The 13,162-nt window shown below is 28.3% G+C and carries 12 protein-coding genes; 4 read left to right on the top strand and 8 right to left on the bottom strand.

The genetic code is table 11. The features are described 5' to 3' along the window. Positions 1-11: 11 nt before the first annotated feature. The 3 genes from CAN42_RS04380 to CAN42_RS04390 are packed head-to-tail and all read right to left on the bottom strand — an operon-like array spanning position 12 to position 4,260. Positions 12-1,085: a hypothetical protein gene (locus CAN42_RS04380; RefSeq protein ID WP_085875683.1), complete on the bottom strand. Its 1,074-nt coding sequence runs from the start codon at positions 1,083-1,085 to the stop codon at positions 12-14. Next, on the bottom strand, positions 1,082-2,788 hold the full coding sequence (locus tag CAN42_RS04385) for a hypothetical protein (RefSeq protein ID WP_085875684.1): 1,707 nt from the start codon (positions 2,786-2,788) through the stop codon (positions 1,082-1,084). Before CAN42_RS04385 ends, CAN42_RS04380 begins: the two co-directional genes overlap by 4 nt. Then, positions 2,785-4,260 carry a hypothetical protein gene (locus CAN42_RS04390; protein WP_085875685.1) on the bottom strand — a complete coding sequence of 492 codons (1,476 nt, stop codon included), beginning with the start codon at positions 4,258-4,260 and terminating at the stop codon, positions 2,785-2,787. Before CAN42_RS04390 ends, CAN42_RS04385 begins: the two co-directional genes overlap by 4 nt. A gap of 469 nt (positions 4,261-4,729) precedes the next feature. Here CAN42_RS04390 and CAN42_RS04395 point away from each other — a divergent pair, with 469 nt between their 5' ends. From CAN42_RS04395 to CAN42_RS04405, 4 genes are all read left to right on the top strand, one after another. Then, on the top strand, positions 4,730-5,413 hold the full coding sequence (locus CAN42_RS04395) for an IS110 family transposase (RefSeq protein WP_085875686.1): 684 nt from the start codon (positions 4,730-4,732) through the stop codon (positions 5,411-5,413). Positions 5,414-5,548: 135 nt separating this feature from the next. Then, positions 5,549-5,974, top strand: a complete 426-nt coding sequence (locus tag CAN42_RS04400; protein ID WP_135100549.1) for a helix-turn-helix domain-containing protein — start codon at positions 5,549-5,551, stop codon at positions 5,972-5,974. Then, the gene (locus tag CAN42_RS09150) at positions 5,971-6,105 is read left to right on the top strand and encodes a hypothetical protein (RefSeq protein ID WP_280630423.1); all 135 of its coding nucleotides are present in this window, start codon (positions 5,971-5,973) and stop codon (positions 6,103-6,105) included. Before CAN42_RS04400 ends, CAN42_RS09150 begins: the two co-directional genes overlap by 4 nt. After that, a complete protein-coding gene (locus CAN42_RS04405) occupies positions 6,093-6,962 on the top strand; it encodes an IS3 family transposase (RefSeq protein WP_245149820.1) in 870 nt (289 codons plus the stop codon). The genes CAN42_RS09150 and CAN42_RS04405 overlap by 13 nt, the downstream gene beginning before the upstream one ends. Positions 6,963-7,240: 278 nt before the next feature. Here the strand turns inward: CAN42_RS04405 and CAN42_RS04410 are convergent, their stop codons facing one another. The 5 genes from CAN42_RS04410 to CAN42_RS04430 all read right to left on the bottom strand — a co-directional run bounded on the left by CAN42_RS04410 (position 7,241) and on the right by CAN42_RS04430 (position 13,089). Continuing rightward, positions 7,241-8,029: a hypothetical protein gene (locus CAN42_RS04410; RefSeq protein WP_209019198.1), complete on the bottom strand. Its 789-nt coding sequence runs from the start codon at positions 8,027-8,029 to the stop codon at positions 7,241-7,243. A gap of 2 nt (positions 8,030-8,031) precedes the next feature. Further along, positions 8,032-10,983: an N-6 DNA methylase gene (locus CAN42_RS04415; RefSeq protein WP_085875687.1), complete on the bottom strand. Its 2,952-nt coding sequence runs from the start codon at positions 10,981-10,983 to the stop codon at positions 8,032-8,034. Next, positions 10,980-11,249, bottom strand: a complete 270-nt coding sequence (locus tag CAN42_RS04420; RefSeq protein WP_085875688.1) for a helix-turn-helix domain-containing protein — start codon at positions 11,247-11,249, stop codon at positions 10,980-10,982. The genes CAN42_RS04415 and CAN42_RS04420 overlap by 4 nt, the downstream gene beginning before the upstream one ends. Positions 11,250-11,376: 127 nt before the next feature. Then, positions 11,377-11,703 carry a plasmid mobilization protein gene (locus CAN42_RS04425; protein WP_085875689.1) on the bottom strand — a complete coding sequence of 109 codons (327 nt, stop codon included), beginning with the start codon at positions 11,701-11,703 and terminating at the stop codon, positions 11,377-11,379. A gap of 303 nt (positions 11,704-12,006) precedes the next feature. Continuing rightward, the gene (locus CAN42_RS04430) at positions 12,007-13,089 is read right to left on the bottom strand and encodes a site-specific integrase (RefSeq protein ID WP_085875690.1); all 1,083 of its coding nucleotides are present in this window, start codon (positions 13,087-13,089) and stop codon (positions 12,007-12,009) included. Positions 13,090-13,162 lie beyond the last annotated feature (73 nt).

Here is a 13,162-nt window from a genome sequence, read left to right on the forward strand (position 1 = left end):
AAAATTCTCCTTTAGTTGACTTTAAATCCTATGTTTTCTAGAACTTCGGCACACGAACTTTTAGAATCATCACTAATAATAAAATTATATCGGTTATTATATGCATCAATAGGCCAGCCATTTAGCAATAGATAAAAATATTCTCTATTAGGAATAGAGGCGAATAAATCCAACCTATAATGGTCATCGTCGATTTTATAAAATATAGCTGTAGCTGGGTTATCGTAATATTTTCTTAAGGCTAAATAAAGTCTATTATAATCCTGACCAGACATATCCTTTTTATTAAAATAATTTTTCATAGGTTTTGAGAATAGTATTTTATTATCTTTTCCAATTAAGACTTTATAATATTCATTATATTCAAAATTTCTTGCAACAGTCCTAATTGGAAAGTCATAACTATTTTCTTTCCAAAAATAATAAATATCTTTTTTCCAAGATTTATAAATATTTTTTTTAGAAAGAGGATTAAAATATTCGAGTTTGTTTATTACTGTGTCCATTGAAGTGAATTCTCTTTCACAAAAATTATTTTCTACAAACTCTTCTGGAGAGGAAGGGTCTCTTATTAAAAATTCTTTGAGGTTAATTTCTATACCATTAGCTTTATTTTCGAAGGTATTAATTCCTAAGCCATTCATCAAAAAATTATAATTTGGTATTCCAAAATATAAGAATATTCCATTAGAAAGAGATATTATTTCTCTACCTGAATTTAGAACATTATAATTATTTTCTATCGTTAGAAAATATCCTGTTTCTTCATAAAGGTTTCTAATGAATAATGCTAATTCAGTTTTTTCTAAATTTTTTATTTCAACAGATTGATTTTTGAGTTGTGGATAAAAATACTGTTTTATTTCGGGAAAAATATTTATATATTCCTCAAGTAGTAAATTTAATTTTCGAGTTAAATAATTTTTACTAACTCCTATAATATCTTCGATAGAATTTTTTCCTAAGGTTAAACACCATAAGCCTAAAGAGGAATAGATTAATCTACTTAAATATGACACATCATCTTCATCTTTATATTTTTGTATTTTTAGGTTTTCTTTAATAATTTTTGCTAATTCATTCATAGGTTAAGACACTCCAATAAAACATCTTTATAATAGAATGCACTATCTTCACTCAAGTATCTCTGCAATTCTAGAGAATTTTCAAATGGATTTATCTTTAATACGTCTCTAGCATAAGGCAATAAGAAAAAAACAAGTAGACAATCTAGAAATTCTCCATCATCAATATTTATTTTTAGTAATGAAGTTAACTCCTCTTCAAAACCAAACTCTTTGCTTATTTCGTTGAAAAGATTATTGTATTCTTGAGGGAAACAAGAATCTAATGCTTCCGGATCATAAGGAAGTTCTTCAATAATCGATGGGTCTTCGTCTAAAGAGACATCTTTAGAGAAAACTTTGCAACTGCTTAAGTTTACATAATTTACGTATTCTAAAATTTCTTTTGGAAGATAGTAAAGAGTCCTATCGTATAAGTAAGTTAAGATAATTATTTTACTTTTATGTGATATCAACAAGGGCAATATTTCTAATTCACGACCACTTCCTATGATATTATTAATTACAAGAATTCGATCGTCACAAAATTTTAAGAAGTTATTAATATCATGTAGTGTTGTAGAGGAGTCTATATTAATAGACCTAAAAATCTCACTTCCACTTATAGTGTTGGATAAGATTTTAGCGAGATTAGTTCCTGGATTCTGCTTGATTAGAATTGGAAATCCAGAAAATAATATTGATTCAAGATATCTAAAGAAAAGATCATAGTATTTATCTTCGGTTGTCATTCCTATTGATTGCAAATTAAATTTAAAAAAATCTTCAAATTCATCCATATCCTTCGGTCTTAATGGATGTGAAAGATCATTTTCTATGAAATTATCGAAATTAAACTTTTCTTTAATGGTTTTGAGTTCTCTTTCTATGTTCGATTTTTTAGCTTCTAGATTTTCTATTTCTAAAATTTTTTCTGATATAGCTGAATAACACCCAGATTTTAAACTATTGATTTTTTCTTGGTATTCTTCTTTGGATATAAAATCCTCGGGGTCAAACTTACATGACCTTAACTTGTCTTTTAAGTCTTTTATAGTATTTTTTAATCTTTCAGTCTCTTTAATATATTCAGAAACCAGTTTTTTATCATCTCTCTCAACTTCTTCTAATCCTTGAATTTCTTTAATATAATTTGTATTTTCTTTTTCTAGATCTTTTAATTCATCTAGTTTACTTGTTAACCTAGAATTTTTAGATTTAAATTTTTTTAATTCATTAGATAATTCGCTAATATTTTTATCGGACACTCTTAAGTCCTCACTTATTATTTTGCTTTCTTTAATAAGAGTAGCGCTGTATTTAACCGCAGATGAAAGAATATTTAAGTAATCCTGAGACACTTCTTTTTCCGTTAACTTAAAATAAAGTGGAATATTAGAATTAAAATTATTCTCGGCTAATGAAATTATCACCGCTGTGTTCTCGTCAATGCCATAATTAAGTTTTTTTGAAAATGAGGATTTAATCTTTTTTATTTCTTCTGAGATAAAACTATTTATAAAGTCGGATATAAATGGTTCAGAATGATTTCTATAAAGAATTTCAAAGATCTCTTCTCTAGTTAATGTTTCTGGACTGAATCCAGGCTTGATTTTATGAAAATGTTTATTGTATTTTTTAAAATGTCTTTTGATCAAAACAGTAGGTATTATTTCACATATATATTTTAAGTCCTCATCAGTTAATTTTTTTAAGTAATTCATAATAAGCCTTTCTGTAAATATAATTTTATAAGCGAGTTAATTTTCCCGTTTTCCTGACAAACCTTTAGGTATTCTTTAAGAAATTCATTAGATGAATAATCTTGAAATTCATTATTAGTATAAGATTCTAGTTTAGGATAGAATCTCAACATATCAAGAATTTTTTCTTCTAGACTTAATTCTTTTTTTAGAATTGGTTGAATTTCTATTCTCTTAAATCTCTTTTCATAACCTAATATTTTTTCATTTTTTCTTAGTTTTATAGTTTCGCCTGGATAAATCTTGCGAATTCCAGAGTAATTTAGAAGATAATAATCATAATTTCTTAATAAAAGATTTCCATATTTATCATATTCATCTTTAAAAATACTGCTGGATTCTAAAACTTTGCACGATCTTGCTTGTAAAGTTTCGACAATTTTTGTTTCATCTTTCAGATCATCAAACTTATCTTTAAAAATCTTTAAATCAATATTGTCTTTACCGATTAGAAGAGGATCTGTAATCTCAAACTTATAAATCTCCCTATTAAAACTTTTTATTATTTCAAAGCTTGTATTTGTATTTCTATCTTTCTCTAACTCAAATGAACTATTTAAAAATAAACTATCGAACATAGAAACAAACTCTTCATTTGATTGGTAAAGTGGAGGCCAAATTATATCTATTGATTCACTTTTTTGTAAATTGTAACCATTACTATTTAAGAAAATGTCTATATTAGAATTTTTTGTTCCAAATGTTAAATTTGTCCAGAAAAAAGTATCATCAGAAGCTTGGATTTGATTAATCTTTAAATTACTTTCATTGGAAACAAGATTTGATAGTTTTCTTATTTTATTAAAAATTTTTGACATTACTATATATTCCGTATCAGTATATAGGTTGTCAGTATTAGATAAAAGCTTAAAGTGATTATTAGATTTTAATGTAAAAAACAATAGATTATTATTCTGAATACTTTTGACAACATTAGTAAGCTTATCATCAATAAAGATTTTTAAATTTTTAAAAGGATCTTCTAATTTAAAATATGTAAATGAATTACTTATTAAAGATATTTTTGTTATTGGAACTTTATTAAATAATTTCCCTGAACTCTGTTCTATAGTAATGATAGAATCATTGTTGTAAAGCTCTTCAATCTCGTCATAATAAAAGAATAATCCGAATTCGAAGATATTTTTTTTATTATTAAAGAATATATCGGTTTTCTTATTATTCTCGGAGTCTGATAAGTAGTATTTTCTATTTACTGAACTTATTAGATTGTTAAGATAGTACTTACAATCCTTATCGTTATTGCCATTTCTATGTCTGAAATGTGGACTTTGTTTTTTACTATCTACAGCACTTAGAGTTAGGTATTCATCACAGGCTAAGCATTTATACCTATACATATCATTATCTCTTATAGTTAAATCTTTTGCGAAAACTTCGCCATTAGTCCTCTTGTCAAATGCCCTATCCATTTTGTCACCTACAAAAATTTTACATTTTTAGATAAAAATTAATTTATAATAATTTCGATTTAAAAAATCTAATTAAATAAATTATAGCCTATTTGAAAAGGTTATTACAGTACAAAGACTTAAAGATATATTATGACATTAAACATTAAAATAAATTATAAAAAGACCCTAGCCGTGTGAACTGACCCCCAAAAGTTGGACTTAAAAACCAACTTAAGGAGGTCAGTTTTTAGTACCATAAATAGTGTAAGAAAGGAAGTAATTCCTATCTTGCACTATTTTTGTAAAATGAAGAAGTAGTATGACGAGGCTGGTTTAGGGTTTAAACATCCGCCATAAAAACTGTCAACTACCTTTTCATTATTCATATTCGGTTAAGCAGGTTGGGCAAAACGCCCGTGTCACAAGCTAAAATGAGTGTAATGGTGCAGGTAGAAACTACAAAATAAAAAGAAAGAAGGAAAAAAATATGATATCTGTAGGAATAGACATATCAAAAGAGAAAATAACAGTTTGTGCATTAGAACAAGGAAGCAAAATAATTTGGAAACCCTTCGATGTTTCTCTAAACAAAACAGAAATAGAAAAATTAATAGAGAAACTAGAAAAATTAAAAGAAGAAATAAAAATAACAATGGAAGCAACAGGAAAATATCATCTACCAATACTTTATGAATTAAAAGATAGAGGCTACTTTGTAACAGTAATAAATCCATTAAAAATGAAACAATTCTGTAGAGCATTAAACTTTAGGAAAGCAAAAAATGACAAGATAGATGCAAAACAAATAGCAGAATATGGACTAATGTATTGGAAAGAATTAGAAGAATACAAAATAGATGAAGAGAACTACAGAGTCCTAAAAGAATTAAATAGAAACTACCAACATTATATGGATCTAAGAATCAATCAAATGAACTACATAGATCAAACAATACATCAAACATTTCCAGGAATAAAAAAACTAATACCACATAATTCAGGAGACTTTTCAAAAGACAAACTATTAGACTTTCTAGAAAAATGGTGGCATAAAGACCTAATAATAGAAAACACAGAAGAAGAATTTGTAGAAGAATACAAAACTTGGGCAAAAGAAAAGAGATACCATCCAAATGTAAACAAAGCAAAAGCCATTTACAAAATAGCATAAGATTTAGAATAACACTAAAAAGCAAGCCGATTGATTACACTCGCTTTGTTTGCCATGCGCTAATTTAATTACTCAAATAATCAAATAACCTGAAATTAATTTCAGGTTAAGCTTGACTTTTGTTAGCAGGTTTAAATGGCAAAATACAAAACAGAATTTAAGGTTAAAGTAGTAAAAGAATATCTTGAAGGAAATGTAAGTTACAAAGACTTAGCGAAAAAATACTCCATACCAGATAAACATATCGTTAGAACTTGGGTTAATGCTTATGAATCTCAAGGCTATGAAGGACTAAAAGTATCAAGAAAAAATAATAACTACTCTTTAGACTTAAAACTAAATGTAGTAGACTTGTATTTAACAGGAGAAATGTCCTATCAAAGCCTAGCAAATGAACTTAAAATCAGTAATCCATCCATTATAGCTAGATGGGTAAAAGAATTTAGAGACGAAGGCATAGAAGGACTGAAACCAAAAAAGAGAGGAAGACCTTCAAATATGCCAAATACAGATAAAAATAAAGATTTAAAAAACAAACATAATAAAACAAAAAAGAATTGAGTGAATTAGAAAAACTAAGAAAAGAAAACTACTATCTTCAAATGGAAGTAGAAATTCTAAAAAAAAAGATTCAATTCTCTCAAATGACAGAAACAGAAATAGACGAATATCTAAGGTCATTAGATCATTAAGAGATAAATTCAAACTAAAGGATCTTTTAGAATACTTTAACTTTCCAAAATCAAGCTACATGTATTGGCAACAACGCTTAGACATACCAAACAAAGATGAGCAAGTAGAGAAGAAAATACTAGAGATTAGAAAAGATAATCCAAACTATGGATACAGAAGAATAACAGCAATGTTAAAGAAAACAGGGCTTTTGATAAATAAAAAGAAAGTTCAAAGACTAGTACAAAAGCTAAAACTTCAAGTAACAAACTTCTCAAGAAAAACAAGAAAATACTCATCATACAAAGGAACAATAGGTAGAGTAGCAGACAATAAAATAAATAGAAACTTTAAAGTAGAAAAAGCCTACACATATATAACAACAGATACAACAGAATTTAAGTATCTAGAAAAAGATACAAAAGACAACTATCAAGTAAAAAAACTTTATCTAAATCCATATTTAGATATGTATAATGGTGAAATAATATCCTATGAGATATCAAAACAACCAACACTAGAACCAATACTAAAAGCCTTAGACAAAGCAATAGAAATAACAAGCACTAACAAGAATAAGAGGATCTTTCATTCAGACCAAGGATGGGCTTATCAAATAAAACAATATACATCAAGACTTGAAAAAGAAGGGATAACCCAATCGATGTCAAGAAAGGGAAATTGCCTAGATAACTCCCCAATGGAAAACTTCTTCGGGATACTTAAACAAGAAATCTACTATGGCAAGAAATTCTATTCATATGAAGAATTAAAAGAAACAATAGAAGAGTATATAGAATATTACAATAAAGACAGAATAAAAGAAAAATTAGGATATTTAAGTCCAGTGGAATATAGAAAGTTAAACGCAGCATAAAAAATTTTCCACCCCTAGGGGTGGAAAGCAATAAAATAATACCAGAACTAGTAAACTACCAGTCCTGGTATTAGGTCCAACTTTATGGGGTCACCACAGTGACTAATGTCTTGTAGTCTATATTAATTTTATTCCCATTCTTCTTGTCCAAACGTCCGATATATCCCAAACCATTCAAAATACTGAACTCTATTTTTTTCTAATATCACTAAATCCATCTAATTATAGGACATTTTTAGATTTTTAGTCCCGTCCCAGTCCCAGTACCGGAGAAAATATTAATCTTGTATATATCCTGATTCCTCACAATATTTTTTAATTTCTTCTTTGAAACTCTTTAATTTATCTTTATATTCTGTATGTGCTGATATTAATTTGCTTACACTCATTTCATTACAAATAAGCAACTCATTTATTGATAACTTAAATGACTGAATCATTTGCTCAACTATTATATCTTTAGGATCATCATATCCTTCAAATTCCCCTTTACAAAAACTCAATAGCACTTTTTCATACCAATTTCTAATAGGACAATTCATATGTCTGTGAATATTTTTAATTGAGGTAAATATACTATTTACCTTGACTTCAAAGCTTTCCTCATTAAGAATGTAAAACTTACCTGAAGCATGTGCCATGTCATTTCTTGTATCTACAAGATCAGAAATTATCGAAATTTGTGAATTGTCAAGCTCAATGATTTTAAACAACTTAGAAATATCTTTCTCCGGCATTAGGCTATATACAAAAATAGAATCTGCATCTTCAATTTTAAAATCACGTTCTCTTCCATTGTAAGGACGTGCAAAAACAATAGCATCCTTGTACCTATCAACTTCAATTTGAGCAATTTTCCAAGCTGTACAATAAACATAGGTCATAAACAATAGGTGTATCCCTAAATAAGCAAACTGATATTGTTCATATTTGTAATTTACTGCAACAACATTTGTTATATTATTAATGTAATTAATGATATCCTCTTCATCATCAGGTTCTATTGGAAGGTAAGCTATTATATCCTGTAAGTACGGAACATCTACGTAATTCAGTTCTTCTATCATATTTATTCTCCCCATATTTTATTAATTGCAGTATCTATTTTGTTTTCAAAAACTTCTATTACTTTTTTCGCCGGTTTAACGAAAGATTCTTCTTCATGAATTTTCACTAAAATTCTTTTCTGTTCATCCAACGATGGCAACTCTACTTTGATTTTTCCAAAATTAAATTTTGAAATCTCTTTAAATGTAGCTCCACTTGCTAGAAATTCCATTTCTTCTGTTTTTTCTTTTAATAATAATGCTAAAAACTCTGGTATAACAACATCCGGTTTCTTTATTATAACATTTTTAAATCCTTGATTGGTTGCCAAAGGATGCTTGACTATACCAACTCGACCTATTGTCGCTCTTGTAGACACAACAATCGCTCCAACTGGGAGAATTTTAGCACTTGAATTATCCAGACCTTTTTTTGTAATTGTTCGTACAGATTTATCAATAGTAGTCACATACTCTTCTTGTGGCAAATCAGCTAGTGTTATCCAAAAGATATCTCCACCCCAATAGTCTGGATTTTTTGTGCTAGGAGTCCCTCCTGACATAATTTCAAATAGCTTTGAATCATTCAACGAAGTTGAAACAAAAATTTCATATGATGGTAACTTTGGTAAATAATTGTTCATAATCTTCTTCGCTCCAACAATCATTTCATGATATCGATTAAGTTCATCAATGATTTTTAGCTGATCATCCAGTCTAGGTAGGGGTAACACTAAGTTTCCCAAATCTTCAAAAGTAATATTAGAAATATTTGTAGTCGTTTTAGCCACAGCTCTAAAATATTTTTTTACCACGATAGAATTTAAAATATGGAATAAATACATTGGATGAACTTTTTGATAGTTTACCCTTATTACTCCCATAAATGCACCAAATGTAGCATCTTTATAATTTTCATCAACATATGTTACCCTTCCGACTAACTCTAAGCTATTTGCTAAAGAAATTAAAATATCTCCTTTGAAAACCATTTTATCTGGTTTTGTATAGGATTTTTCAATATAAACTACTTTTTCAAAATCTATTCCGTCTGCCTGTGCTGCTCTAGTTGTAATTACGTTTAACAAATCATCAGCTTGATCTTTCTGAGCTTTTTTAGGGAATGAAATCCCCCTAATAAAAGTGGCAATATTTCCTAATTTTACCATTTCATGAGATTTGCTTTTTTTAACTGTATGAGTTCTATATCTACTGCCAACAAGAATATTTGAGTTTTTATATACCTTATCAAGTGGAATAACTTCAAATCCCACCTTTAGCATATTTTCTACTTGATCAACATCTAATTTTCGATATTCCTCATACTTACTTAGATCACTTGGGGTATCAAGTTTTCTCCTATGATTATCTAATGAATATCCATCACTTTTTACGTCAAAGTACCAAAAATCTTTTCGTTTTTCAGAAGATGAAATCTTTCTATTCACCTTTGTTGCATAAATAATATCTGTCTTAACTCCAGTATATGGCAAAAACACTCCTTGCGGAAGTGATATAACACTTTGAAGCTGACAGTTTTCTAACAAATATTCTCTTGTTTTAGTTAAATCTTTACGGAATAAAAATCCTTCTGGAACAACGAGTGCAATTCTTCCATTTTCAGAAGCACTATCCACAGCTTTAATACAGTGTTGAATACAAATGCTATCTCCATTATTACTTGGCAAATCATAAAGATTACCATATTTAGTTTTTTGAGAGTATGGCATATTTGCCAATACAATATCATATCCGTTATGATGTTCTTCTCCTTTTTCGTCTATATATGTCGATTTACCATCAATTGGATTTGCCAAACTATCCTTCATTTTAATATTACTATGACCATCTCCTGCAAGAATCATATTCATTTTAGTTATTCGAGCAGTATTAGTAATTTCATTCCCGTATACTGTCTTCTCTCTCAATATCTTCAAATTAGCATCTGTTCTTGCCATATTATTATAGATATGCCTAAAACTCTCAATCAAAAATCCCCCTGTACCACAAAACGGATCATAAATAGTTTCACCTATTTGAGGATTAACCAAACGTACCATTGTTTTTACAATATGCCTTGGAGTAAAATATTCACCCAAATCATTTTTGGTAGATGTTGAAGCTTTAAGAAAATATTCAAATGCATCCCCTTTAACATCGCTATCAACATCAGTAATGGTTAAAGGATCCAATTTATCCATAATTTCTTTTAGAATGCTTGTATCTCGTATTTGAAGAGGTGTAAATATATCTGTTTCATAAAGGTCATTTAATTTTTCATATACCGTCTTATTTATATATTCTATACGTGTTGAAATAGGGATATTTTTTATACTGTCCCAACTACAAGCATTATCAAAATTTGTATTTATACCGTTTTCTCTTTTAATTTGCTCACTTTCACTAATAAGTTTTAAGAAAAGTATATTTGCAAACTCTCCAAAGCGTTCAATACCAGCACGTAAGCCTTCACCTCTAAGCATATTATTTGCTTCATCAAAAATTCTAATAAGTTCCCTTCTGTCATACTGAACCTTAGGACTTACAGTATTAACCTCGTATGAAGATAAATAGCGTAGTGCAAGTGCCTCACGAATAAATTCATCAACTTCTTCACCATTTAATATTGGTGCACGATTTGCAACAGTATGGAACGCTTTACAAAATACTCCATCCGTAGCAAATACTAATGGTGCTTCTAATACTCTCGCATAACCAATACCTTGTTCTAATGCAGCGTCGATACATGATCCTTTTTTCTTAGCCTCAATAACGATTAGTGGTTTATCACTATCCTTAGAATATAAAACATAATCTGGACGCTTACCATCCAACCTTTTTTTCTCTGATTCTGTTCTAGGTTGTTCAAAAAATACATTCTTATCTTTTCCTTGGAATTTCCAACCAAGATTTTCGAGGCTTCTGTCAATAAGCACTCTTGTTTCAGCCTCTAATGGCATTGTATTTGAGTTCATTTTTTCACCTCCTCACCCTTCATTTTATTAATCTCTTCATTTGCAATATCAGTTAATATATACTTTCCTCTTGAACTAAGTTGTGTCAAATACCCATTTTCCTTTAATTCTCTAACTATATTATTTACTTTTGTTTTCGTAAAACCTAATATATCTGCAATCTCTTGTTGCGATAATTTAACTATCGATTCATCATTAACTTGAATTTGTCTCTGTTCCATGCATTCAAGGACTTTAAATTTATCATTAACAAAAAAGTTAGACACAATCGCTCCCTCCATTCTTAACGGTGTAACTATTATGCCAAATAGGTCTAATTTTTTCAATATATTGGTTCTAATTTTTGCATTTTAAGCCTACTAATAGTTATTTAATATAAAAATAAATCTTTAATTATGTGACACTCTTCAGCAACAAGGAATGTATATCCCATATTTCTCTTGACAATTTTTCTATTTTTTCTCTAATATAATCAATATCTTTCTTATAAATAACACCAGTTGTATTAGTGGCTTTTTCAATCTGATTTATATTATTTGTTGCATTTGAAAGCAGCCATAGGATATCTCTAAATGGTTCTAAATCTACAATATAAATTTCTTTTTCCAATACACATTTTCTAAGAAAATAGGACATGGTTTTGCAATTTGCAAGTTTCATTTTCTTTTCAAAAATTTCTTTTTCTTCATCTGTTAGATATATTTTAAGTTGATTTTTAATATATAGATGTTTTTAAAATATAAAAGACCGCAGCTTTTAACTACGGTCTAATTTTTTGTCCAAATGTAAACCACTTGGAACTAGTATTCAATTTATTCTTTTTAACAAATGTTCCCATTTTAATCCCAGTTACAGTTTTTAACCTTCTGTAACCATTGATTTTAAAAGGTTTTTTGTTTTTTTGCTACTATTCCCATTCTACAAATATATACTTTTTATATAATCTTAATGTGTATTTTAAGCTATTTTATTTTTTATTACATAACATTTTTTATCATAATATACCTTATTTAAAAATTATTGTTACGATTTTGTTACGCTTAATTTTTCCATTATATTAAGTATCTTATCTTCACTAGGGATCATGTGAGAGTAGGTGTTTAATGTGGTTGATACTTTTTCATGTCCTAGTCTTTTACTTAAAGCTACAATGTTTATACCCTCATTTAATAATAAACTTGCGTGAGAATGTCTTAAATCATGAATTCTAATTCTTTTAAAGTTGTTCCTGTTGCAAATATTTATCATAGCATGTTCAAACTTGAACTTTGTGCAATTAAAAATCCTATCATCATCACCAGGCTTATAAAATAACTTCTTATAGGATTCTATTTCTTTAATTACATCACTAATAACAGTAATTTTTCTAATACTCTTCTTTGTCTTAGGTTCAGTAATTACATCTTTACAATTAAGCCTTTGATATGATTTATCTATGTTGATTATATTGTTCTTAAAGTCTACATCATTCCAGGTTAAGGCTAATAACTCACCTATACGGCAACCACTCCAATATAAGATGTTAAAGCCTAAATGAAGTGTTTTATCTTCTATCAGGCTTATAAATTCATTAAATTCTTCTATGCTCCAGATTTCTTTTTCTGGTGCATTTTTTTCTCCTATTGTTCCCACTTTATGAACGGGGTTATTTTTTAGGTTATGAAATTTAACTGCATAATTAAAAATAGCCGTTAATTGGTTATTGATTGTTTTTAAATAAGTAGGTGCATATGGTTTATTAGTTTTAGGGTTTTTAGCTTGTAATAATGAATTTTGCCATCTTTGAATTTCAATAGATCCTATTTCACTTATTTTCATATCTTTAAAATAGGGAAGTATCTTATTTTCAATAATGTATTCTTTACTTGTCAATGTATGCTCTTTGATTCGTGGTTTCATATCTTCAAGATACATTTTATAAAGACTTTTAAAATTCATTTCTGGATTAAACTTTATATTATTTAAAAAGTTTCTTTCGTATTCGTCGGCCTCTTTTTTCGTGCTAAAGCCCTCTTTTTTCTTTTGCTTAGTTTCACCATCTAAATTTACATATCTAAATGAACAATACCACCTGTTAGGGTCGTTCTTCATTCGTTTACTTGTCATAATATTTTCTCCTTTATTAAATTGTAACCAGGCTTAAAATTTGGGGTCAATTTCAAGCTTTTATTTTTCATTA

Origin of the sequence: Peptoniphilus vaginalis (assembly GCF_900176605.1) — a bacterium.
GTDB lineage: Bacteria > Bacillota > Clostridia > Tissierellales > Peptoniphilaceae > Peptoniphilus_A > Peptoniphilus_A vaginalis.